The sequence below is a fragment of the Pseudomonas sp. DWP2-2 genome (assembly GCF_049897065.1).
Classification (GTDB): domain Bacteria; phylum Pseudomonadota; class Gammaproteobacteria; order Pseudomonadales; family Pseudomonadaceae; genus Aquipseudomonas; species Aquipseudomonas paracarnis.
The window spans coordinates 411,712-435,809 of the sequence record NZ_JAFCVN010000003.1 but is presented as its reverse complement, the minus strand read 5'-3'; the positions used below and the strand labels follow the sequence as shown (position 1 = coordinate 435,809).

The 24,098-nt window shown below is 61.3% G+C and carries 18 protein-coding genes and 1 riboswitch; of the genes, 7 read left to right on the top strand and 11 right to left on the bottom strand.

The window, feature by feature from the left end; all coding sequences use genetic code 11:
• Position 1: 1 nt before the first annotated feature.
• Positions 2-1,891, bottom strand: a complete 1,890-nt coding sequence (thiC, locus tag ACP7CZ_RS09410) for a phosphomethylpyrimidine synthase ThiC (RefSeq protein ID WP_034125634.1) — start codon at positions 1,889-1,891, stop codon at positions 2-4.
• A gap of 149 nt (positions 1,892-2,040) precedes the next feature.
• Positions 2,041-2,146: riboswitch (TPP riboswitch) on the bottom strand.
• A gap of 196 nt (positions 2,147-2,342) precedes the next feature.
• On the opposite strand from thiC, the gene ACP7CZ_RS09405 reads away from it, so the two are divergent.
• Positions 2,343-3,782 (top strand): TolC family outer membrane protein, encoded by a 1,440-nt coding sequence (locus ACP7CZ_RS09405; RefSeq protein WP_032893875.1) that lies wholly within the window; start codon positions 2,343-2,345, stop codon positions 3,780-3,782.
• Positions 3,783-3,900: 118 nt separating this feature from the next.
• On the opposite strand, the gene waaA is transcribed toward ACP7CZ_RS09405, so the two are convergent.
• Together waaA and ACP7CZ_RS09395 are read right to left on the bottom strand one after the other, a co-directional pair.
• Complete coding sequence (waaA, locus tag ACP7CZ_RS09400) at positions 3,901-5,178, bottom strand: lipid IV(A) 3-deoxy-D-manno-octulosonic acid transferase (RefSeq protein ID WP_072445876.1); 1,278 nt, start codon at positions 5,176-5,178, stop codon at positions 3,901-3,903.
• 23 nt (positions 5,179-5,201) lie between these two features.
• Positions 5,202-6,092: a LysR family transcriptional regulator gene (locus tag ACP7CZ_RS09395; protein ID WP_197900264.1), complete on the bottom strand. Its 891-nt coding sequence runs from the start codon at positions 6,090-6,092 to the stop codon at positions 5,202-5,204.
• 103 nt (positions 6,093-6,195) lie between these two features.
• Between ACP7CZ_RS09395 and ACP7CZ_RS09390 the strand changes: the two genes are divergently transcribed.
• From ACP7CZ_RS09390 to ACP7CZ_RS09375, 4 genes are read left to right on the top strand one after another with little or no spacing between them, the layout of a single operon-like run.
• On the top strand, positions 6,196-6,531 hold the full coding sequence (locus ACP7CZ_RS09390) for a DMT family transporter (protein WP_003188013.1): 336 nt from the start codon (positions 6,196-6,198) through the stop codon (positions 6,529-6,531).
• 55 nt (positions 6,532-6,586) lie between these two features.
• Complete coding sequence (locus tag ACP7CZ_RS09385) at positions 6,587-7,762, top strand: NAD(P)/FAD-dependent oxidoreductase (RefSeq protein WP_057975429.1); 1,176 nt, start codon at positions 6,587-6,589, stop codon at positions 7,760-7,762.
• Positions 7,759-8,571 carry an aldo/keto reductase gene (locus tag ACP7CZ_RS09380; RefSeq protein WP_034125629.1) on the top strand — a complete coding sequence of 271 codons (813 nt, stop codon included), beginning with the start codon at positions 7,759-7,761 and terminating at the stop codon, positions 8,569-8,571. Before ACP7CZ_RS09385 ends, ACP7CZ_RS09380 begins: the two co-directional genes overlap by 4 nt.
• A gap of 41 nt (positions 8,572-8,612) precedes the next feature.
• Positions 8,613-9,572, top strand: coding sequence for a hypothetical protein (locus ACP7CZ_RS09375; protein WP_003188010.1), 960 nt, complete (start codon positions 8,613-8,615; stop codon positions 9,570-9,572).
• Positions 9,573-9,599: 27 nt separating this feature from the next.
• Here ACP7CZ_RS09375 and hldE read toward each other — a convergent pair whose 3' ends face one another.
• Both hldE and msbA read right to left on the bottom strand, forming a co-directional pair.
• A complete protein-coding gene (gene hldE / locus ACP7CZ_RS09370) occupies positions 9,600-11,024 on the bottom strand; it encodes a bifunctional D-glycero-beta-D-manno-heptose-7-phosphate kinase/D-glycero-beta-D-manno-heptose 1-phosphate adenylyltransferase HldE (protein ID WP_034125865.1) in 1,425 nt (474 codons plus the stop codon).
• A 229-nt stretch (positions 11,025-11,253) separates the two neighbouring features.
• Entirely contained in the window at positions 11,254-13,059 is a 1,806-nt protein-coding gene (gene msbA, locus ACP7CZ_RS09365; protein ID WP_054918872.1) for a lipid A export permease/ATP-binding protein MsbA, read from the bottom strand.
• 158 nt (positions 13,060-13,217) lie between these two features.
• Between msbA and ACP7CZ_RS09360 the strand changes: the two genes are divergently transcribed.
• Positions 13,218-15,059, top strand: a complete 1,842-nt coding sequence (locus tag ACP7CZ_RS09360; RefSeq protein ID WP_054918873.1) for an O-antigen ligase family protein — start codon at positions 13,218-13,220, stop codon at positions 15,057-15,059.
• A gap of 120 nt (positions 15,060-15,179) precedes the next feature.
• Here ACP7CZ_RS09360 and ACP7CZ_RS09355 read toward each other — a convergent pair whose 3' ends face one another.
• From ACP7CZ_RS09355 to ACP7CZ_RS09330, 6 genes are all read right to left on the bottom strand, one after another.
• The gene (locus ACP7CZ_RS09355; protein WP_034125626.1) at positions 15,180-16,061 is read right to left on the bottom strand and encodes a glycosyltransferase; all 882 of its coding nucleotides are present in this window, start codon (positions 16,059-16,061) and stop codon (positions 15,180-15,182) included.
• Positions 16,058-17,206 carry a glycosyltransferase family 4 protein gene (locus ACP7CZ_RS09350; RefSeq protein WP_054918876.1) on the bottom strand — a complete coding sequence of 383 codons (1,149 nt, stop codon included), beginning with the start codon at positions 17,204-17,206 and terminating at the stop codon, positions 16,058-16,060. The genes ACP7CZ_RS09355 and ACP7CZ_RS09350 overlap by 4 nt, the downstream gene beginning before the upstream one ends.
• Positions 17,207-17,291: 85 nt before the next feature.
• Complete coding sequence (locus ACP7CZ_RS09345) at positions 17,292-18,698, bottom strand: PIG-L deacetylase family protein (protein ID WP_060764901.1); 1,407 nt, start codon at positions 18,696-18,698, stop codon at positions 17,292-17,294.
• On the bottom strand, positions 18,695-19,591 hold the full coding sequence (locus ACP7CZ_RS09340) for a GNAT family N-acetyltransferase (RefSeq protein WP_236279521.1): 897 nt from the start codon (positions 19,589-19,591) through the stop codon (positions 18,695-18,697). Before ACP7CZ_RS09340 ends, ACP7CZ_RS09345 begins: the two co-directional genes overlap by 4 nt.
• On the bottom strand, positions 19,592-21,349 hold the full coding sequence (locus ACP7CZ_RS09335) for a carbamoyltransferase family protein (protein WP_014716634.1): 1,758 nt from the start codon (positions 21,347-21,349) through the stop codon (positions 19,592-19,594).
• A gap of 119 nt (positions 21,350-21,468) precedes the next feature.
• Positions 21,469-21,804 (bottom strand): YceK/YidQ family lipoprotein, encoded by a 336-nt coding sequence (locus ACP7CZ_RS09330; protein ID WP_198790496.1) that lies wholly within the window; start codon positions 21,802-21,804, stop codon positions 21,469-21,471.
• 203 nt (positions 21,805-22,007) lie between these two features.
• Here ACP7CZ_RS09330 and ACP7CZ_RS09325 point away from each other — a divergent pair, with 203 nt between their 5' ends.
• Positions 22,008-24,086: a TonB-dependent receptor family protein gene (locus ACP7CZ_RS09325; RefSeq protein ID WP_198790495.1), complete on the top strand. Its 2,079-nt coding sequence runs from the start codon at positions 22,008-22,010 to the stop codon at positions 24,084-24,086.
• Positions 24,087-24,098 lie beyond the last annotated feature (12 nt).

Below are 24,098 nucleotides of genomic sequence, written 5' to 3'. Positions count from 1 at the left end.
ATCAGACCTTCTTGTAGAGCTGGCTACCTTCCTGCTTGAACCGCTCAGCCTGCTCGGCCAAGCCCTTGGCCACGTCCACATCCACCGCATCGATGCGCTGGTTGGCCGCGTACTCACGCACCTCATGGGTGACCTTCATCGAGCAGAATTTAGGCCCACACATGGAGCAGAAATGCGCGACCTTGGCCGATTCCTTGGGCAACGTCTCGTCGTGGAATGCCCGTGCGGTATCCGGGTCCAGGCCGAGGTTGAACTGGTCTTCCCAGCGGAATTCGAAGCGCGCCTTGCTCAGGGCGTTATCGCGAATCTGCGCGCCAGGGTGGCCTTTGGCAAGGTCGGCCGCGTGGGCCGCAATCTTGTAGGTGATGATCCCGGTCTTCACGTCATCCTTGTTCGGCAGCCCCAAGTGCTCCTTGGGCGTGACGTAGCAGAGCATGGCGCAACCGAACCAGCCGATCATCGCCGCACCGATACCCGAGGTGATGTGGTCGTAGCCCGGCGCAATATCAGTGGTCAGCGGGCCGAGGGTGTAGAACGGCGCCTCGTCGCAGCACTCCAGCTGCTTGTCCATGTTCTCTTTGATCAGTTGCATCGGCACATGGCCGGGGCCTTCGATCATGGTTTGTACGTCGTGCTTCCAGGCGATCTTGGTCAGCTCGCCCAGAGTCTCCAGTTCACCGAATTGCGCAGCGTCGTTGGCATCGGCCACCGACCCCGGGCGCAGGCCATCCCCCAGGGAGAAGCTGACGTCATAGGCCTTCATGATTTCGCAGATCTCTTCGAAGTGCGTGTAGGCGAAGTTTTCCTTGTGATGGGCCAAGCACCACTTGGCCATGATCGCGCCGCCACGGCTGACAATGCCGGTGACGCGATTGGCGGTCAGCGGCACGTAGCGCAGCAGTACGCCGGCGTGAATGGTGAAGTAGTCCACGCCTTGCTCGGCCTGTTCGATCAGGGTGTCGCGGAACAGCTCCCAGGTCAGGTCTTCGGCAACGCCGTCGACTTTTTCCAGGGCCTGATAGATAGGCACGGTGCCGATCGGCACGGGCGAATTACGGATAATCCACTCGCGGGTTTCATGGATATGCTTGCCAGTGGACAGGTCCATGATGTTGTCCGAGCCCCAGCGAATGCCCCAGGTCATCTTCGCCACTTCTTCTTCAATGGACGAACCCAGGGCGCTGTTGCCGATGTTGCCGTTGATCTTCACCAGGAAGTTACGGCCGATAATCATCGGTTCCAGCTCGGTGTGGTTGATGTTGGCCGGGATGATTGCGCGGCCGCGAGCGATTTCTTCGCGCACGAACTCGGGCGTGATGATTTTCGGAATACTGGCGCCGAAGCTGTGCCCGGCATGTTGTTGCTTGAGCAGGCCGCTGGCGCGAGCTTCCTCAAGCTTCATGTTTTCGCGGATGGCCACGTATTCCATTTCTGGCGTGATGATGCCTTTGCGCGCGTAGTGCATCTGGCTGACGTTGGCGCCGGCCTTGGCCCGACGCGGGTTTTGCAGGTGGGCAAAGCGCAGGTAGGCCAGGTCGGGGTTATCCAGACGTTCCTGGCCGTAGCGTGAACTCAAGCAGGCCAGCCGCTCGGTGTCACCACGCTCTTCGATCCACGGCGAGCGCACATCGGCCAAGCCTTTGCGCACGTCGATGATGACATTGGGGTCGGTATAGGGGCCGGAGGTATCGTAGACCACTACAGGGGCGTTGATTTCGCCACCAAACTCAGTGGGGGTCACATCCAGGCTGATTTCACGCATCGGCACGCGAATATCCGGGCGGGAGCCCTGCACGTAGATTTTTTGCGAGCGGGTAAATGGCTGCACGGAGCCGGAGTCGACCTTGGCCGATTCACTCAGGTGCACGGTATTTTTTAGTTTTGTACTCATCACAGGCTCTCCAACTTATCCAGGCGGTGGATTTTTGTCGGAGCGAACCTGTGACGGACGGACGCACTGGAACCAGTGCTGTGCTTGGCGCACGAGGGCTGTTCGATTGTCGAACAACATCCCGGACGAAGCACAAGAGGACTCGCCGGGTGACGAGAAATCTTGTTCCCTACGCAGGCGCTAACCTGATCAGGTTCAACGGGATCCGGTATTTACCGATCTCAGCCTTCCAACAAGGCACCCCGACAAGAACGCGGCCAGTCTAGACCATGGCGTGGGCAAATTGCCAATAGCGGTGCATTCAGCGTGATGAATGGCGTGATCGTGGGATTGTTGTGTGACGGTACGGCCACTACACTCGGGCACGGCCTCAAGGCTTGACGCCAGGCATGGCCAGCCTTAGCCTTGGGCGCTGAATTATCACCGTAATATTCTTACTAGGGATCGCCTCATGCTGCGCAAACTCTCACTGGCTGTTGCCGTGTCTTGTGCGACCAACGGACTGGTCTGGGCAGCTGAAGCGCCCTTGTCCGCCAATACCGACCTGGTCAGCGTCTATCAGGAAGCGGCGAACAACAACGCCGACCTGGCCGCTGCCCGTGCGCAGTACGGCGCGCAAAAAGAAGTAGTGCCCCAGGCCCGCGCAGGTTTGCTGCCGAATCTGTCGGCCGGCGCCGACAGCAATAACGTACGTACCCAGATCGACCAACCGGCCGCCACGGCCAACCGTGACGCCCACTCCTGGCGGGCCACCCTGAGCCAGCCGCTGTTCCGTGCCGACCGCTGGTTCCAGCTGCAAGCCGCCCAAGCCGTTAACGAGCAAGCCTCGCTGCAACTGTCGGCCTCCGAGCAGAACCTGATTTTGCAAAGTGCCGAGAGCTACTTCGCCGTGCTGCGCGCCCAGGACAACCTGGCGTCGACCAAGGCCGAAGAAAATGCCTTCAAGCGCCAGCTCGACCAGTCCAACGAACGCTTCGATGTGGGCCTGTCGGACAAGACCGATGTGCTGCAATCCCAGGCCAGCTACGACACTGCCCGGGCCAACCGCATCCTGGCCCAGCGTCAGGTGGACGACGCTTTCGAAGCGCTGATCACCCTGACCAACCGCCAATACAACTCGATTCAGGGTATCGTCCACACGCTGCCGGTGCTGCCGCCGGCACCGAACGACGCCAAGGCCTGGGTCGAAACTGCCGGGCGTCAGAACCTTAACCTGCTCGCCAGCAATTACGCGGTAACCGCCGCTGAAGAAACCCTTCGGCAGCGCAAAGCCGGCCACTTGCCGACGCTCGATGCGGTTGCGCAATACGAAAAAGGCGACAACGACGCCCTGGGTTTCAGCAACCCGAATCAGTTGCCTATCCCGTACGGCGGCGATGTGTCGCAACGCACCGTCGGCCTGCGCTTGAACATCCCGATCTACAGCGGCGGCCTCACCAGTTCGCAAGTGCGCGAATCCTATTCGCGCCTCGACCAGACCGAGCAACAGCGCGAAGGCCTACGCCGCCAGGTAGTGGAAAACACCCGTAACCTGCACCGTGCAGTCAACACCGATGTGGAGCAGGTACAGGCACGCCGTCAGTCGATCATCTCCAACCAGAGCGCGGTGGAAGCCACGGAAATCGGCTATCAGGTGGGCACGCGCAACATCGTCGACGTACTGGATTCACAGCGCCAGTTGTACGCGTCGGTGCGCAACTACAACAACAGCCGCTACGACTACATCCTCGATAACCTGCGCTTGAAGCAGGCGGCAGGCACGCTCAACCCAGGGGATTTGCAGGATCTGGCGCGCTACCTCAAGGCCGACTACAACCCGGACAAAGACTTCCTGCCGCCGGACCTCGCCAAAGCCGCTGCCGAACAGCTCAAGGCCCGCCCCGGCTATTAAGCGCACCGCCGAACCCATGTGGGAGCTGGCTTGCCTGCGATGCAGACACCTCGGTATATCTGGTACACCGAGGTGATGCTATCGCAGGCAAGCCAGCTCCCACATTGGGTTGGTGTGGTCAGTGTTTGATCAGTTTGTCCAAGCCATCCAGTAAACGCTTTAACGCGCCCTGGTTGGCCTGCATCACCTTGAGCCCAGCCTGCGCCATCTTGCGTGCGTCCTGGGGCAACTCAAACAACTGTCGCACCGCTTCGGCCAGCCCATCGGCATCGTCCACCTCTCGCAAAGCCCCGGCGTCGCGCATCATCGCGGTGATGTCAAGGAAGTTGAAGACATGCGGGCCCATGATCAGCGGTTTACCCAGCGCCGCCGGTTCCAGCGGGTTGTGCCCGCCGGTCGGCACCAGGCTGCCACCGACAAATGCGCTGTCGGCCAGGGCGTAAAGAAACAGCAATTCGCCCATGGTGTCGCCAAGCAGCACCGCGGTTTGCTCGGTGACCGGCTCACCGCTGGAGCGACGCACGGTGGCAAACCCTTGCTGCACGCAGCGCTCAAACGTCGGGCCAAAGCGCTCCTGATGACGGGGCACCAGAATCAGCAGTGCATTGGGATAGTTCGCCAGCAACTGGCGATGAGCTGCCAGCACCACGTCGTCTTCACCTTCGTGGGTACTGGCGGCGATCCAGACCGGACGCTCGCTGGCGCCCCATTGTTCACGCAGGGCGGCGGCGCGGGCCGTCAACTGAGAGTCGATGCTCAGGTCGAACTTGATCGAGCCGGTCACTTCCACGGTTTCAGGCCGTGCGCCCAGGCCGCGAAAACGTTCGGCCTCTGTCTCGGTCTGTACCGCGAACAAGCTCATTTCTGCCAGCATCGGCGCCGTCAGCTTGGCAAATCGCGCATACCCCTTGGCCGAACGCGCCGACAGCCGCGCATTGGCCAGCGCCACCGGGATACCGCGCTGGGCGCAGGCATGGATATGGTTGGGCCACAGCTCGGTTTCCATGATCACCGCCAGCGTAGGCTGCACGCGGTCGAGAAAACGCTTGGCGGCGCAGGGCAAGTCGTACGGCAAATAGCAGTGCTGGATGCGCGGTTCGTTGGCAAATAGCGCCTGGATACGCTCGGAACCTGTGGGTGTCATGCAGGTGACAGTCATCGGCAGCTGTGGATAACGCTCCAATAAGCCGCGAATCATCGGGGCGGCGGCAATGCTTTCGCCGACCGACACCGCGTGCACCCAGATCCCGCCGGGCCGCATCACCGGCAAGCCATAGGAAAACCGCTCGCCCACCCGCTTGGCATAGGCCGGCGCTTTGCGCGCACGCAACCACAAGCGTAAAGCCACCAACGGCAGCGCCAGGTAAAACAGACAGCTGTAGAGAGTTCTATTCATGGCGGCGGAGTTTATCGGCTTTTTCAGTCGATCGCCTGCAAGCACTCGGCAAAACGTTTGGCCAAGAAGCGAGCGGCGGGCCCCAGGTGCTCGTCGCGGCGCCACACCAGTTCCACCACCAGGGCGGGCGGGGTCCATTCGCTGGCCAATTCGACCATCTGTTGCTGGTAGGTCGGGTATTGCACGATATGCCGAGGCAGCCAGGCCCAGCCCAGGCCACTCATCAGCCATTCGGCCAATACGTAGAAGCTGTCGGCGCGCCACACCAGGGGGCTGGCCGCCTCGCTGCCGGGGTAGACGCTGGTCTGGGTCGACATCAGCAACTGCCGAAACTGGGCCAGGTGTTGGCACGTCACGTACTGCTCCTTGGCCAACGGGTGATTGACTCCACACACCGTGACCATTTCCACACTGCCCACCACCCTTCGCTCCAGGGCTTCAGGAATCTGGTCGTGATAGAACAACAGCCCCAGGTCCGCCTTGCGCTCCACCAGCTTGCGCGCCACATCGCCCTGAGCCGCGCTGGACAACTGCACCTCCAGCAGCGGGTAGTGCACCGCCAGCGCCTCCAGGCTGTCGAGCACAGGCTGGAACAACATCGCCTCATCCTGGGCCAGGCGCAGGCAGGCCTCCTCGCCGCGGGTCAACGACAACGCCCGGCCCGTGAGGCGCTCACACTGGCGCAGCACCTCACGCGCTTCCTCCAACAATACACTGCCGGCCTCGGTCAGGCGCGGTTGCCGGCCGCTGCTACGTTCGAACAGGACAACGCCCAAGTCCGCCTCCAGCAGGGCAATGCCATTGCTGACCGCCGATTGCGCCTTGCGCTGCCCACGGGCCACGGCAGAAAACGAACGCTGCTCGGCGACGCTGACAAACAGCCGCATCTGCTCCAGATCCCAGTGCACGCTCATGGCTCAACCCATCTCAATTCCAGATAGGTAATGACTTTACCCCATCTGGCGAACCTCTAGAATGCCGACCTTATCAAATGCGCATCACGTCGAGGATTGCCCCATGAATGCCGCCTACTACTACTTGGCCATCGCCATCTGCTCGGAAGTGATCGCCACCGTTTCCATGAAAGCCATCAAAGGCTGGAGCACCCCTATTCCGTTGCTGCTGGTGATCGTCGGTTACGGCGTGGCGTTCTGGATGCTGACCCTGGTGGTGCGCACCGTGCCGGTCGGCGTGGCGTACGCGGTATGGGCCGGGATGGGCATCGTGATGGTCAGCATCGCGGCGTTGTTCATCTACGGGCAGAAGCTGGATGTGCCGGCGATGCTGGGGATGGGCCTGATTGTGCTGGGTGTGGTGGTGATTCAGCTGTTCTCAAAAACCGCCGGGCACTGACCGCCACTCAACAGCCTGTATACTGCGCCTCTTGTCTTGAACACTGAGGTCGCCGATGCCATCCGTTATTTCCACCGACGTTCTGATTGTCGGCGCCGGGGTTGCCGGCCTCTGGCTCAATGCGCGCCTGCGCGGCCAGGGGTTTTCCACGGTACTGGTGGAAAGCGCCACCCTGGGCGGCGGGCAAAGCCTGAAGTCCCAGGGGATCATTCACGGCGGTGCGAAATACGCCTTGCATGGCGCGCTCACCGGCGCCTCCGAAGCCATTGCCGATATGCCGCGCCGCTGGCGTGAAGCCCTGGCCGGCAGCGGCGAGCTGGACCTGTCCGGTGTGCGCGTGCTGTCCCAGGCGCATTACTTGTGGTCGCCCGGCACGATTGCCGGCAACCTCACCAGCTTTTTTGCCAGCAAGGCCGTGCGTGGCCGCGTCGATCAGGTCAAGGGCGACGAACTGCCCTTGGCGCTGCAGGACCGTCGCTTCAAAGGCAAGGTCTATCGCCTGGCCGAGCTGGTGGTGGACGTGCCCAGCCTGATCAACCGCCTGGCGCAATTGGCCGGTGACGGTCTGCTTGCTGGTCAGCACATCGAACCGTTGCTGGAGGGTGGCACCCTGGTGGGCTTGAAGGTCGATGGCCGTGAAATCCGCGCCCAACGCATAGTCCTGAGCGCTGGCGGCGGCACGGCAGACTTGCTCGCCGCCCTGGGCCATAGCCAGCCGGCCATGCAAAAACGCCCGCTGCACATGATCATCGCCAAAGGCCCCGGCCTCAAGCCGCTGTACGCCCACTGCCTGGGCGGCGGCACCAAGCCGCGGATCACCGTAACCACCCACCCGGCCGCCGACGGCAACTGGGTGTGGTACATGGGCGGCGATATCGCCGAGGCTGACGGTGTGGCGCGTACGCCGCAAGAACAGATCGCCACCGCGCAAAAAGAGCTGGCGCAACTGCTGCCCTGGATCGACATGAGCCAGACTCAGTGGGCCACCCTGCGGGTGGATCGCGCCGAGCCGCTGCAATCGGGGCTGAGCCGTCCCGATAACGCGTTCCTTGCCGAAGACGGCCGTCTGCTGGTGGGCTGGCCCACCAAACTGGCCCTGGCGCCGGACTTCGCCGACCGCGTACTCCACGCCCTGGAGCGCGACGGCATACGCCCCAGCGCCAGCGCCCCTCTGCCCGAACTGCCAACCCCGGCAATCGGCCAACCCGCCTGGGAGCAACTGTTGCCATGAGCCTGCCAACCCTGCACGACCTGCATCGCCCCCTGGGCAGCACCGGCCTGCTGGTGTCGCCCCTGGGCCTGGGCACCGTCAAGTTGGGCCGCGACCAAGGGGTGAAATATCCCAACGGCTTTCAGATCCCTGGCGACGACGACGCCCGCATGTTGTTGCGCCAGGCCCGCGAGCTGGGCATCAACCTGATCGACACCGCGCCGGCCTACGGCATGAGCGAAGAGCGCCTGGGGCCGCTGCTGCGTGACCAGCGCAAGGACTGGGTAATCGTCAGCAAGGTTGGCGAAGAGTTTGCCAATGGCGTGTCCCACCACGATTTCAGCGCGGCCCATACGCGAATGTCGATTGAACGCAGCCTGAAACGACTTGAAACGGATTTTATCGACCTGGTGCTGGTGCACTCCGACGGCAACGACTTGCATATCCTCAATGATTGCGAGGTTTACCAGACCCTGGCGCAGCTGAAGAAAGACGGCAAGATCCGCGGTTTCGGCTTCTCCGGCAAAACCGTCGAAGGCGGGGTGAAAGCGCTGGAGCAGGGCGACTGTGCGATGGTCACCTACAACCTCAACGAACAGGCTGAGAAGGCCGTGATCGACTATGCGGCCGCCCACGGCAAGGGCATCCTGGTGAAAAAGGCGCTGGCCAGCGGCCACGTATGCCTGGAACCGGGAATGGATCCAATTCAGGCCAGTTTCACCTTGTTGTTCGCGCAAACGGGCGTCGCCAGTGCTATTGTCGGGACCATTAATCCGCTGCACCTGGCCCATAACGTAGCAACTGCTGCCCGGGTCATTCGTCAACTCTGATGCCGCCCACGCGGCCGACCCCGTCGCAAGAAGGAGCCGACATGCCGCGTACGCTCATAAGAAAGAACCCCAGCAACTTCAAGACACTGCCGCTGCACGTCGAAGCCACCCCCGAAGGCCTGAGCTACCAGAGCGTCGGCATGCCGCTCAACTTCGCCCAGACCCTGCAACGGCGCAAGCCGGTCGAGGTACCAGATGCCGAACGCTTCGCCCTGGAACTGGCGAACCTCGGCGTCTCGGTACGCCTGACCCTGCACTGGCAAAACAAGGACTACTGGGTGCTGGTGCGCCAACGCCGCCAGGACCGTGGCGATGTGGTGCTCAAGCTGATCTCCGGCTACGTCCCGGCCCATGAACTGAACCTGCCGCTGCACACCGCCATCCAGGAAATTGCCGAAGAGTGCCTGCTCGAAACCCCCGAAGGCTGGCTCGGCGGGCGCTTCAACGACACCTGGCTGCCGGCGCCCTACTCCGCCGCCCTGCATTACCGCGAGGCCCTACCGTTTCGGCTCAGCCCCTTGTCCGGCGCCGCACGCCCGGTACGCTGCGCCACCATGCAACTGATCGAGCGCCCACGGGCCTATGTGCACCTGCCGACCGCCTCGCTGCAATTGATTTATGACCTGCGCCTGGAAGTGCCGAAGGAAGCCAAGTCCCTCAGCTTGTTTCATGTGGATGAGCGTTTGGAGGGTGACCAACTGGTGGCGCGCCTGGACCGTCAGCGCCCGGACCTGTACTTGATGCCGCTCAAAGATGGCGAGCCACTGGCAGAGTTGTACACGGTCAAGAAAGACCAACTGTACCCGGCCAGCACGCGCGGCCTCTATCTGGCGGAAAGTTTTGCCCAGCAAGAAGGCTGGCTGGTGCGCGATGAGCGGATTCGCTGGAAGGATTGGCTCAGGCAGCAGGGCCTGGCAGAACCGGAAAAAGACTCGAAGCTCAAGCGCTTGACCGGCAAGGCACGGCAGATGCTGCGCAAGATCGTGCCGAAGAAAAGCTAGGGGCGAGCAGGCTCGCCCCACGGGGTATCACTCGTTGTTGCGGATCTTCTCGACAATCGCAGTGGTGGAGCTGTTTTCAACCAACCCCAGCACTTTGACCGTGCCGCCGTAGGCGCTGACGATGTCCGCACCGACTACCTGATCGACAGTGTAGTCACCACCCTTGACCAGCACGTCGGGCTTGACCTGGGCCAACAGGTTTTCCGGGGTGCCTTCGGAGAAGCTGATCACCCAGTCCACCGCGCCCAGGCCCGCGAGTACCGCCATGCGCCGGTCAACACTGTTGATCGGGCGGCCAGGACCTTTCAAGCGGCTGACCGAAGCGTCATCGTTGACCGCAACGATCAAGCGATCGCCTTGGGCGCTTGCCTGCTCCAGGTACGTCACATGCCCGGCGTGCAGGATGTCAAAGCAGCCGTTGGTGAACACAATGCTTTCGTTGTGAGCTCGAGCATCGTCAATTGCCAGCAGCAACTGCTCCAGGCCCAGCACACCGCGCTCCGAGCCTTCGGAACGCTGGATCGCACGGCGCAACTCAGGTGCGCTGATGGCTGCAGTACCCAGCTTGCCCACCACAATGCCCGCGGCCAGGTTAGCCAAGGCCACGGCGTGGGGCAGTTCCTCGCCAGCCGCGATAGACGCAGCCAGAGTAGAGATTACCGTGTCACCGGCGCCCGTAACGTCAAACACTTCACGGGCACGCGCCGGCAGGTGCATCGCCGGGTGACCCGGACGCAACAGGGTCATACCGTGCTCGCCACGGGTCACCAGCAAGGCGCCCAAGTCGAGATCGGCCATCAGCGCCGCGCCCTTGCTCACCAGTTCGTGCTCATCAGCGCAACCGCCGACGATGGTTTCGAACTCACTGAGGTTGGGCGTGAGCAGGCTGGCGCCTCGGTAAACCGAGAAGTCCTTGCCCTTGGGATCGGCCAACACCGGAATGTTGCGAGCCTTGGCGGCCTGGATCAACACCTGGTGATTCTGCAAGGCGCCTTTGCCGTAGTCGGACAACACCAGCACCTTGATACCGTCGAGCAGCGCGTCGACCTGGTCGCCGAGGGCCAGGGCATCGGTGGCGAAGGGTTCTTCGAAATCGATACGCAGCAACTGCTGGTGACGGCTCATGACCCGCAGCTTGACGATCGTCGGCTGATGAGCGATGCGCTGGAACAACGCATGCACGCCGGCACCCTGCAGGCTGTTGGCCAGACTTTCGGCCGCTTCGTCGTCGCCGGTCACCCCCACCAGGGAGGCCGGGGCGCCGAGGGCGGCAATATTGAGCGCGACGTTGGCAGCGCCACCTGGGCGGTCTTCGATTTGCTCGACCTTGACGACCGGTACCGGAGCCTCAGGGGAAATCCGTGAGGTACCACCATGCCAGTAACGGTCGAGCATGACATCGCCGACCACCAAGACAGCGGCTTGATTGAATCGCGGCATGGACAACTTCATGGAGCAACCCACATACAAAATGAACAGGGGCGCGATATTAGCACAGGGTTTGCGATGGCTTGCGACCACCGCAGGGCAAATGTGGGAGGGGATTTGCTCTCTGTAGGAGCGAGCTTGCTCGCGAAAAACTCACAGACGCCGCGTTTATTCAGGAAGCGCGGTTTATCGTTGAGGTTTTTCGCGAGCGAGCTCGCTCCTACATTTCCTTTACACCGTGATGCCGGTTGGATCAGGTGATATCAGCCTGCACCGGTGCATCCAGACCCATGGCATGCAGGCGGGCGTAGTAACCGTTCTGCGCCAACAACTCGCCATGGGTACCACGCTCGACAATCCGCCCGTCGTCCATCACCAGGATCAGGTCAGCCTTCTCGATGGTGGACAAACGGTGCGCGATCACCAGGGTCGTGCGGCCTTGCATGACCTTATCGAGTGCCGCCTGGATATGCCGCTCGGACTCGGTATCGAGGGCCGAGGTGGCCTCGTCGAGGATCAGCAACGGCGCGTTCTTGAGCAATGCACGGGCAATCGCCAAGCGCTGGCGCTGGCCGCCGGACAACAGCACACCGTTCTCACCCACCTGGGTATCGAAGCCCTTGGGCAACTGATCGATGAAGTCCTTCGCATTGGCATCCGCTGCCGCCGCTTCCACATCGGCACGAGGTGCACCGGCCAGGTCGCCGTAGGCGATGTTGTTGGTCACAGTGTCGCTGAACAGGGTCACATGCTGGGTGACCTGGGCAATGTGTTTGCGCAGGTTGAGCAACTTGTAGTCTTCAATCTCGATGCCATCGAGCAGGATTTCACCGCTTTCATGATGGTAAAAGCGCGGGATCAGGCTGGCCAGGGTCGACTTGCCACTGCCCGAGCGCCCCACCAGCGCAATCATCTGCCCAGGCTCGGCGGTGAAGCTGATGTCCTTGAGCACATGGCGATCGGTGCCAGGGTAGGTGAAGTTCAGGTGACGAACTTCCAGGCGACCGCTGACCTTGTCGCGTTCGAGAGTGCCGTGGTCGACCTCCACGTCTTCGTCCAGCTGTTCGAAGATACTTTCGGCGCCCGCCACACCTTTCTGAATAGTCGAGCTGACCTCCGAGAGCTGGCGGATCGGCTTGGGCAACAAGCCCGCCAGAGTGATGTAGGCCACCATGTCACCCGCCGAGGCGTCGCCACGCAGGTACAGCACCAGGAACATCAGCACGGCCATGGCGGAGTAGATCACCAATTGCAGCGCCGGGGTGTAGATCGCCCCGGTGCGGGTCATGCGCAGTTGCTTGTTGGTGTTGCTCTGGCTGGCCTTGAAAAAGCGCTTCTGTTCGTAGATTTCACCGCCGAAGCTGCGCACCACGCGGTAGCCCTGGATGGTCTCCGAGGCCACATGGGTCACGTCGCCCATGGCCACCTGGATCTTCTTGCTCTGCTTACGGAATTTCTTGCTGGCGGTACTGACCATCACGGCAATCAACGGCAGGATCGCGATCATTACCAACGTGAGGCGCCAGTTCATGTACAGCAAGGAGGCGAACAGGAAGATCACCGTCATGCCTTCGCGGATCACCACCTTGATAGCATCGGTCGCGGCCCCCGTGACCATGGTCACGTTGAAGGTGATGCGGGAAATCAGATGCCCGGAGTTGTGATTATCGAAGTAGCGGTTGGGCAGCGTCAGCAGGTTGTTGAACAGTTGCACCCGCAAGTCGTGGACCAGACCCAGGGAGACCTTGGCCAACAGGTAGTTGCCCAGGAACGAGCCAAGGCCCTGCCAGGCCGCGATCAGGATGATCAGCAGCGGCACTGCCTGCAGCAATTGCAGGTCGCGCAAAAAGGGCACGGTCGGGAATAGCACAGCTTCCGGATTGGAGAGACCGTCGACAAAGTACTTGAGGATGTAACCCAGCATCGGTTGGGTCGACGCGAAAATCAGAAATCCAAGGATACTCAACGCGAACAAGCCCATATAGGGCTTAACGTAACTGAGCAGGCGGAAGTATATTTTCAAGCTCGAAGGGCTTGCGCTCGGACTGGAGTCGGTCATATCACGCGGCGTTTTGAAAAAGGAGGCTGACTTTAGCACAGCTTCTCTGTTGTACTTGCACCCGGCGTAAGCCGCGGCCCGGTTGGATCCTACCGGCGACATTACTTAGCCACTAGCTTAAGATGGTCGGCTTTCTATTTCTGGAATGGCTTTACTGTATGCACTCCAAGCGCCTTACCTATGGCTCAAATCGCGTTTTCGACTTCCTGGTCCTATGGATTTTGCCTGTTGGCTTGCTGCTGCTCCTGAGTGCACTGTTCTTTGTCGGCAATCGCAATGTACTGCACCGCATTGTCTACATCCTGTTCAGCGTACCGACCTTGTTTCTGTTGTGCATGCGCCCTCGGGAATTCAAGGACCTGCTGCGCGAGCCCCTGGCAATCGCGTTCCTGGCGTTCTCCGCCTGGGCGTTGACCAGTCTGCTCTGGAGCCCGGCGCCCAGTTCCGATACTGACCTGTTCAAGCGACCATTGAATACCTTCATGCTGTTTGGCGGCTGCGGTCTGCTGCTGCATTACCGCAACGAATTGTTCAAGCCGATCTTCTTCAGCGCTGCGGTGATTGCGCTGGTGGTCAGCCTGGGTAACCTGGTGGCGTTCGCCAAGGGTTATTCGCCCGGCATGCGCATGATCGGCGGCCTGGGCGCCCTGGACAACCCACTGCTCAGCTCGCATCTGTTTGGCTTTTTCACGGTGTACTGGCTGTATGTCTGCATGACTACCCAGCGTCTCAAGGTGCTGTGGTTCAGCGTTCCGGCCCTGGCGGTCATGACCGCCGCGGTTTTGGCAACCGGTTCACGTACTGCATTAGTAGCGTTGACGCTGGCCATCCTATGGTTGAGCTTTGTCAGCCGTAACCGCCGCGCAGCGATGCTTTTCGCCGGTATGGTGCTGGGTGCAGCCGGGCTCTTGTTGTTTTTCCCCGAAATGATCACTGGACGCGGCAGCTCGTTCCGACTCGAACTGTGGACCATGACATTACAGCTCATCGCCGAACACCCCTGGATTGGGCATAGCTACGATTCCGAGCTATACCTGACCGTATCCGATGGCTACCAACTGCGCGAACCCCACAGCTTCGCCCTCGGGGTGCTTTATTACGTCGGCATCATCGGCTTTATCCCCTGGGCCTTCATGCTCGGTTGGGCTCTATACAAAAGTCTGCAGCAACGCGCCCAGCCGCTGTTCATCCTGGCTTCGTCACTGCTGGCCTACGGCATCGGTGCGGGCCTGACCGAAGGCGGCGGCATTCTGTCGCGCCCTAAGGAGCACTGGTTCCTGCTGTGGATTCCGTTGGCAATTATCACCGGCCTGAGCATCGCCCAGCGCCATCGCAGCCTGCTGCGCATGCCGGTGCAGAACCTCAAGCCCGCAGCGTTTGAACAACTTTGCAGCAACGCCCATGTGATTGAGGCCGATGGCCTGGGTCCCAAAGTCCTGCGCCTGGAGGACGGCAGTTTCCTCAAGCTGTTCCGCCCACGCCGCTGGTACACCTCCGGCAGCTTCAACCCGTACTCCGAGCGCTTTGCCAGCAACAGCGAGCAACTGCGCACCCTGGGCATTCCTACGCCGCACATCCTCGGGCTCTACCGCCTGAGCGACGCCAGCAGCGCGGTGCGCTACACGCCGTTGCCCGGCCTGACGTTGCGCCAAGCGCTGCAAAGCCTGGACAGCAGCCTGCGTGAATCACTGGTTGAGCGCTTTGGACGGTTCATGGCGCAACTGCACGAGCGCGGCGTGTACTTCCGTTCGCTGCACTTGGGTAACGTGTTGTTGATGGACGACGGTGAGTTCGCCCTGATCGACGTGGCTGACCTGCGCATCTACCCGTCTTCACTGCGTTACGCCTTGCGCCAACGTAACCTGCGCCACATGCAACGTTATCCTCAGGATCGCAACTGGCTGTTCGAAACGCACTTCGAACAATTGGTCAAAGGTTACGCCTTGGAGGCGAGCCCAGCGGCCACTGCGAAAATCCGCGAGCAGGTCCAGAGCCTTTAAACACCTGTAGGAGCGAGCTTGCTCGCGAAAAACTCACCGGCGCCGCGTTTATTCAGGAAGTACGCGTTATCGTTGACGTTTTTCGCGAGCAAGCTCGCTCCTACAGGGGGCGGCGTCGGTTCAGTTCTTGAGCGGCGCCAGATACAACCGCACCAGCCCGCGCAAGGTCTTGCGCCCCCAGAACTTCAAAGGGATCTGCTTGAGCACCTCCCGCGCCAACGGGCGGTCGCGGTCGGCGGTCTTGAGAAACATCGAGTTCAGGAAGTTGTAGCGAACCGCGTCATAGGCCGGGTGCTCGCTGAACTTGGCGTAGGTCTTGAGGATGTTCTGGATCATGTAGCGGTGGTTCTTGTACGTGTTGCTGGCGTGCTGGCGATACTTGGCCATCACCACGTCAAGGGCGTCGATGGTGTAGCCCGCCGCCGTGATCTTCAGTTGGATCAGCAAGTCTTCCAGGGGAATCTGCGGGTCGAAACCACCGACCTCCTCCAGCACTTCGCGACGAATCAGCATGGTCGGCGCCGGTGGAAACGGCTTGCGGTCCAGGAACAGGTCATCGAAGTCCAGACGGCGAAACGGCACGTCGCGACGCTGTTTCTTCTCCGGGTGCAGGTTGCCATCCCCGTCGATCAGCTCGATATTGCCAGCACACATGCCCACTTTCGGCTTGCCGTCCATATACGCCACCTGGGTGGCAATACGGTCCGGCAACATGATGTCATCCGAGCCGAACGGTGCGATCAGGCTACCCTTGGCGCGAGCGATCGCACCGTTCAAGGTCGCGCTGAGCCCTTGGTTCTGCTGCACCTGGAAATCAAAGCCGTGCTCGGCCTGCAAGCGCTGGATGCGTTCGACGCTGTCATCCTTGGAGCCGTCGTCGACTACCAACAGCTCGATATTGGGGTAGGTCTGCCCCAGCACGCTAAGAATGCTTTGCTCGATGTACTGGCCATGGTTGTAGGAAGCGATGATCACCGAGACCAGGGGTTGTTGCTGATTCATGCTCTACCTACTTCACGCAAACCGGTTTCAATCAGGGTCAGGTACTTGTGCTTGAACTCGTCGAGGGTGTGGTTGGCCTCCAGATAGCGGAACACCTCCTCCCCCTTGGCGCGCAATTGTTCATCGTTCAAGGCCAGGTAAGTGTCCAGGGCCGCAGCCAATTGTTCGACGTTGCCCGGATCATGGGACAAGCCGCCCGCACCCTGCACCAGTGGCAGCATCGCCGGGCCGTTGGAGGCGATCACCGGAAGGTGGCCGCTCATGCCTTCCAGCAAGGCCAGGCCCAGGCCTTCGAACAGCGACGGCATGGTCCAGATATCGAAGCCGCGCACGTACTTCATGCCGTCTTCGCGAAAGCCCAGCAAGTGCGCACGGCCGGTCAGGCCGAGGCGCTCGATGTCGGCACGCAGGTCGGCTTCGGCACGGCCAGAACCAATAATCCCCACCTGCGCCTCAGGGTATTTGTCCTTGAGCGTGGCGAAGGCCTGCAGCAGATGGGTATGCCCTTTGATCGGCACGAGGCGGCCCAGGGCGCCGATCATCCGTGCATCCATCGGCAGGCCCAGGGCCTTGCGTGCGTCTTCACGGGACAGCTGCAAAGCCTCTGCCTGGGGAATGTCGATCGCGTTGGTGACGTAGGTGGTGTTCTCAGGGGTGAACCCGCAATTGAGGTCTACCAGGTAGTCCTTGACCGCTTCGGACACCCCGACAAAACGCCACGCCGGGCTGACCCAGCGCTGGGTCTGACGCCGACGGTAACCACGGGCGTACTCGCCAAAGCCGTGGGAGATGCCGATGCACAGCGGGATCTTCAACCAGCGGTTGAGCGACAGCATCATGTTCACCGACTTGAAGCGGTTACAGATGACCACGTCGAACTTCTGCTCGCGGCAGTACTTGTAGATCTGCCACATGGCGCCAAAGCGAATGCCCTTGAGGGACTTCTCCGGCAGCTCGAAATAATGGGAGTGCTCGGCCACGCTCAGGGGCTGGCCGGGCAGCGGGCGCCCACTGAGAAATCCGGAGGTCACCTCGAAGCGCTCAGCCGGCAGGGATTTGACGATTTGCTCACCCAAGTCCGCGAAGTCATGGGTCTTGACGTTGTAGTCCGGCTGTAACTGCAAAACCTTGAAACGAGGCTTCATAACTCTCCATGCAGCGATCTGGCTACGGGCATGCAGCCCGGTAAAAAGGGCGACAGGCGCATAACGGCCTGCCTTCAATCGGCTCTCAGTCCTGCTTCAGGACCCACAACAGCTCGTGACGGCGCACGGCCTTGCGGAAGAATTCGTTCTCGCCATAGGGCGATGGACTACGGCCCGCCAGCAGTTGCTGCAACCACCTACGCACTCGACGCTTGAACGGCGCTGGCGGCTGCAGGTCGTGCATCATGCCCAGGGCCATGGCCTTGTCCTGCTGCTGGCTCAAGGCGAGAGCGAAACTGCACGGCACCAGTTCCACAGCACCATCGAAACGTGGCGGCAGCGCCACGCCAGCGCCGGAATCGCCCATTGGCCAGCGGTCGTTATCATGCAGGTGATTGGCGTAGCCGAGCAATGTGTCGGGCTGCCACTCCAGGCCCTGCAAGGCTTCCAGCACTGCCGCGTGGGCGCAGATATGGTCGGCGTGAGGGTCAAGCAACGGCGTGGGCAAGACGATGACCTGGGGCCGCGCCTTGAGCAGCAGCGCCCGCAGGTCGGCGATCAGGTTATGCCAGGTCGGTGCACCATCAGCATCGCCAGGCAGGGCAAAACCATTGAACTGGCGGAACAGCCGCGTATCGGCCAAACCGGCTTCGCGGGAGGCTTGAGGCTGATCTGGCGCGGCCTGCATGGCTTGCAATTGCATGCAGAAGTACCCCAACTGCACGCACTGCGCCTCGGGCACGCCCGCCCAGCGGGGCACGGCGACGCTGTCCCAGGCCCGCAAACGGCCCTTGAGGCGCGCAGCTTCAGCCTTGGGCAGGCCCATGTTCTGATAATGCTCAGCTTCGATTTCACCGGCCGTCAGCGTGACGATCCAGCTTTCAGTCGCCTGGCTGTAAAGGCTGAACGCAGCCAGCTCGGCATCGTCGGCATGGGGCGCGATCACCATCACACGTTGCTGGCGATAGTCCGGCTGGCGAAAGCGCCACAGCGTCGGCTGCCCCTTTATCCGGCAAAAACGCCCGCGCAATTCGAGCTTGCCCGCGGCCAAGGCTTCGGCGGCGCCGGTCAGGTTCAGATAACGCCGCCCAGCGACGCCGCGCTCGAAGGCTTGCCGGTCCGGGCTTTGCAGGCCCAACAGGTCCACCGCAGGGTCGAAGAAACGCCCCAGCCAGGTACTTTTCAACTCAATGCCGACGATCAGGGTTTCATCCGCCGCCAACGGCGCATCCAGCAACAGCCGGCCCGCCTCCAGGCGCAAGCCGGGCTGTTCGCTGCCGGCCGGGAACGCGTACTCATAGCTGTCTTTGGGCGAGTAAAACAGGTGATCGGCAAACCAGGCTTCATGGGCGGCCCACAGCAGCACCGCAAGGATCAGCGGCAACCACCAGGCGACCAGTACGCCGGTGGCGACCAACACCAGCACGCCGATCAATAGCGCAATACGCTTGTTACGCCGATGGCGCTTGAGCAGTTGCTGTTTACGGCTCATACACTGAACACCGGCACCGGGTTGCACCAGCGCTCCTTGTATTCACGGTCGGAACGCCCGAAGGAGAAGCGCAGCGACTTGTTCGCCACCCGCGCCTGCTCCCAGGCACCTTGGGTATTGAGAAAACTCAGCACGCTGCCGGGGCTGAATGCACGGGTTTCAGGGTCGACGCCGCCATTGACATATTCGGCACTGAACCACTCGTTGGACTGCACCTGATACACCAATTGCACTGCAATCGGCGCGTCGTTCAGAAACAGCACCGAGCCGAACAGGAATTCCTTGAGCAACTCCAGCACCTCGGCCAGACGCGCCGCGCCCGCCGCCGGGAAGCCCCAACGACGCTGGAACAGGTCGCAATAGATCGCCGCCAGTTCTACACTGGAAAACTCACTGACCGCCCTTACCAAGCCGCCCGCCTCTTCCAACAGGCGCAGTTCACGCCGCTGGTTGTAGCGAAACTTCTTCGACAGGTCTTCGGGAGTACGCGCCATGGCCAATTGCTCGGCCTGGGGCTTGAGGGTGCTCACGCGCCCTTGATTGAGCGTCGACAGGTAGCGCGCACGATGACGCAACGGCAGCTGCGCATCGGCAGCAATCGGCAGGATGATCTCGGCGTTGCCCAGGTCAAACAGGCCTTTCTTGCCGCTGCGCTTGAGCACATCCTTGGACAGCGCCAGGTCGCGTCCCCAGGTGGCGATTGCCCCCTTGAGTTCACCACCGTGCTCCCAGCCCAGGTAGCGCACAGGTATCTGCGCCAGCCCGGCCAACCGCTCAATCACCTGGGGATGGGTCGCCACACTGCCGCCGTAACGCTGCCAGGCCTGGGCGTAAACCTCGGCCTCGACAGGCGCCCAGCCACGTTCACGCCAGCCCTGGAAGCGGTTCAGCATTTAAACCACGGCGTCATAAGGGTCCACGCCATCCTTGACCACCAGGATGTCTTCCATGATCAGGTACTGCAGGTCCGAGCCGAAGAACATGTTCAGCGCGTCGGTCGGCGAGCAGATCATCGCTTCGCCACGACGGTTGAGCGAGGTGTTCAGGGACACGCCGTTACCGGTCAGCACTTCCAGCTCTTTCATCATGTCGTAGTAGCGCGGGTTGTACTCGCGCTTGAGCACCTGGGCGCGGGAAGTACCGTCTTCGTGCACCACTTCCGGTACACGGGTCTTCCACTCTTCGGCGACTTCGAAGGTGAAGGTCATGAACGGCGCAGGATGATCGACCTTGATCATCTGCGGGGCCACGGTGTCGAGCATCGACGGGCAGAAAGGCCTCCAACGCTCGCGGAACTTGATCTGGTGGTTGATGCGATCCGCCACGCCGGTCGCACTCGGGCAACCGATGATCGAACGACCGCCCAAGGCACGCGGGCCAAACTCCATGCGGCCCTGGAACCAGGCTACCGGATTGCCGTCGACCATGATCTTGGCAATGCGCTTAGGCATGTTCTCGATCTTGCGCCAGTTCGGCTTGCTCTCGTGCTTGGCGCACGCGGCGATCACGTCTTCGTTGCTGTAGGACGGGCCGAGGTAGACGTGTTCCATCTTCTCGACCGGTACGCCACGAGCATGGGACACGTAGGCCGCCGCACCGACGGCGGTGCCGGCATCGCCGGAAGCCGGCTGTACGAACAGCTCTTTGACGTCGTCACGGGCAATGATTTTCTGGTTCAGCTTGACGTTCAGCGCACAGCCGCCGGCGAAGGCCAGCTTGCCGGTGTCCTTGAGGATGTCGCCCAGGTAGTGGTCGATCATCTGCAAGGCCAGTTTTTCGAACAGCGCCTGCATGCTGGCTGCATAGTGGATGTACGGTTCGTCGGCGATGTCGCCTTCGCGTTTCGGCCCCAGCCACTCGATCAGTTTTGGCGAGAAGTAGAAACCCTTGCCCTTCTCTTTGTAGCGGCGCAGGCCGATGACGTTGGCGTAGTCGGTGTTGATCACCAGTTCGCCGTTTTCAAAGGAGGCCAGGCGCGAGAAGTCGTATTTGCTGGCATCGCCGTACGGCGCCATGCCCATGACCTTGAACTCACCGTCGAGCATTTCGAAACCGAGGAACTCGGTGATTGCGCCGTACAGGCCGCCGAGGGAGTCCGGATCGTAGAATTCCTTGATCTTGTGGATCTTGCCGTTTTCGCCGTAACCAAAGAAGGTAGTGGCGTACTCGCCCTTGCCGTCAATGCCCAGGATCGCGGTTTTTTCCTGGAAGCCCGAGCAGTGGTAGGCGCTGGATGCGTGAGCCAGGTGGTGTTCTACCGGTTCAATCTTGATTTTCTTCGGATCGAAGCCCAGTTGCTCCAGGCACCAGACGATCTTGTTGCGATAGCGCTTGTAGCGACGGTTGCCCATCAGGATCGCGTCAAGGGCGCGGTCCGGGGCGTACCAGTAACGCTTGGCGTAGTGCCAGCGCGCCTCGCCGAACAGGCTTATCGGGGCGAACGGGATCGCCACCACGTCAACGTCCGAAGGCTTGATGCCAGCCTGCTCCAGGCAGAACTTCGCCGACTCGTAGGGCATGCGGTTCTTTGCATGTTTGTCGCGTACGAAGCGCTCTTCTTCGGCGGCCGCAATCAGCTTGCCGTCGATATACAGGGCTGCGGAAGGATCATGGCTAAGGGCGCCGGACAGGCCAAGAATCGTCAATGCCACTGGGGTCTAGCCTCTTTTAGTCTGCATGCAGGCGCATCGCGCCTGAAAAAAGTGTGTTTCCCGCCGGGGCGGGAAACAGCTAAAGGGCGGGATTATAGCTTAAAAGCAGTAGGAAGCTGTTAGCGCAGCTCGATGCTGCCGTCCGCGCTTTGGCGGTAGATCGTGTAGGGCAGGACGAGCGTGTCCAGGACAGCAGAAACGGGCACATCAAGAATGCCCCAGGGAATACCATTCAGCGAGAGATCACTTGCGGAGTTCGGCGGTCCATGCAAGACACACAAGTCATAAACCACGCCGCTATAAACACGCGGAACAGAGTTGCAGTACGTTTTCTTCCTCTTGAGGTTCAGAACAGTGACGTCATCGCCACGCAGTACCGTGGTCGTAGTACCGCAGCCGCCCATGAGCAACGATATTCCCAGCAATACCAGCAACCTCAGAATAGGACTCCGCATAGTCGATTCTTCTTGTTTGTTAATAAAGACCGAAAACCTAACACCACAGAACCAAGGCTTCAGGCTTACGCAGTCGACGCTAAGCGTAGGAAGCATCCCATTGCGCCCAGCGGTCAGGATTTCGGCAAATCAGAGGGCGAGTCGTTAAACTTGTAACATTTTCGCCTACGCCCCTCACTTGCGCGCTACCAACCGGCCTTTTCATGACTCCTTCTGCCCCAACCTGCCTTGCCTTACTGCTGGGCCTGTGTAACACCGCCCAGGCCGACAATACGCCCCTGATCCTGGACCCCAGCGTGGTCACCGGCTCGCGCAGCGCCAGCCCGACGTTCGATTTGCCCTATTCCGTGGACGGCATCAACCGCGAGCAGATCAGTGACGGCCAGCTCGGCATCAACGCCTCCGAAGCCCTGTCCCGCGTGCCCGGCCTGGTGGTGCAGAACCGTCAGAATTACGCGCAAGACCTGCAGATCTCGTCCCGAGGCTTCGGCGCCCGTTCAGCATTCGGCGTGCGCGGCATCAAGCTGATCGCCGACGGCATCCCCGCCAGTACCCCGGATGGCCAGGGCCAGGCCGCGACGTTCAACCTCGACACGGCCGAGCGCATCGAAGTGCTGCGCGGCCCGGCGGCGACGCTGTATGGCAGCAACGCCGGGGGCGTGATCCAGATGTTCTCCCGCGACGGCGAGGGCCCGCCGCGTATCGGCGCCGAAACCCTGGTGGGCAGCGACGGCCTGAACAAGAACCACCTCAGCGCCGAGGGCGCGGCGAATGGCGCCGGGTTTGTGCTCGACGCCTCGCGCATGGACACCAACGGCTACCGCGATCACAGCAGCGCGCGCCGCGACCAGACCTTCGCCAAGCTCAATGTTGAGCCCGATGACGACAGCAAGCTGGCATTGATCTACAGCAGCCTGGAGCAGGACGGTACGCAGGATCCGCTGGGGCAAACCTGGGCAGCGTACAAGGCAGACCCGCGCTCGGTAAGCGCCAATGCGCTGAACTACAACACGCGTAAAAGTATCGATCACCAGCAATTGGGGATGAATTACGAGCGGTATTTCGGTGGCGCGACCTTGCAGGTCAATACCTACACCGGGAGGCGCAGTGTGATTCAGTACCTGTCGATCCCCAAGGGCACGCCCGCCAACGAACGCGGCGGTGGCGTAGTGCAATTTGATCGAAAGTTCTACGGCGGCAGCGTGCGCTGGCTGCAGCCCATCGAAAGCGCGCCTGGCGAGCTGACGATCATTACCGGCCTGGACTTCGACCAAAGCGAAGACAGCCGCCATGGCTATCAGAACTACAGCGGCAACACCCTCGGCGTGAAAGGCCAACTACGCCGCGACGAAATCGACACGGCTCGCAGCCTCGACCCGTATATCCAAGCCAACTGGGCCCTCGACCGCTGGACCCTGCAAGCCGGCGTGCGCCACAGCACGATGCAAATGGACGTTGACGATCAGTTCCTGAGCAATGGCGACGCCAGCGGCAACAAGACCTACCAGAAAAACACCCCTTCGATGAGCGTGATGTACGCGTTCACCCCCGACTTGCACGCCTACATCAGCGCAGGCAAAGGCTTTGAAACCCCGACTCAGGCCGAGCTGGCCTATGCACCGGGCAACGCCGAGGGCTTCAACTTCGGCTTGAAGCCGTCTGAAAGCACGCAATATGAAATGGGCGTGAAAGCGCAACTGAACAACACGCGGATCAACGCCGCCATTTTCCAGATCACCACCGAGGACGAACTGGTGGTGCAGCAATCCATCGGTGGCCGTACCAGCTACCAGAACGCCGGTCGCACGTTGCGCCGCGGCTTCGAACTGGGTGTTGAAAGCCAGCTGAGCGACCACTGGAGCACCAGCCTCGCCTACACCCGCCTGCACGCAACCTACGACAGCGACTTTACCAGCGGCGCCAACACCATCGACAAAGGCAACTACCTCCCCGGCGTGCCACAAACCACCCTGTTCGCCGAACTGAACTGGAAACCACGGGACTGGGTCAGCACCGCCATCGAAGGCATGTACCGCAGCAAGGTCTACGTAGAAGACACCAACCAACAACACGCCGCGCCGGCCTACAGCGTCTTCAACTGGCGCGCACGGTTTGAGCAGAAGGTAGAGCACTGGACCTTTCACCAGACCCTGCGCCTGGATAATCTGCTGGATCGTCAGTACGTGGGGTCGGTGATTGTGGGGGATGGCAATAACCGCTACTACGAAGCGGCGCCGGGGCGCTCGTGGTATGCGGGGGCTGGGGCGCAGTACCAGTTCTGAATGCAGCGCCTG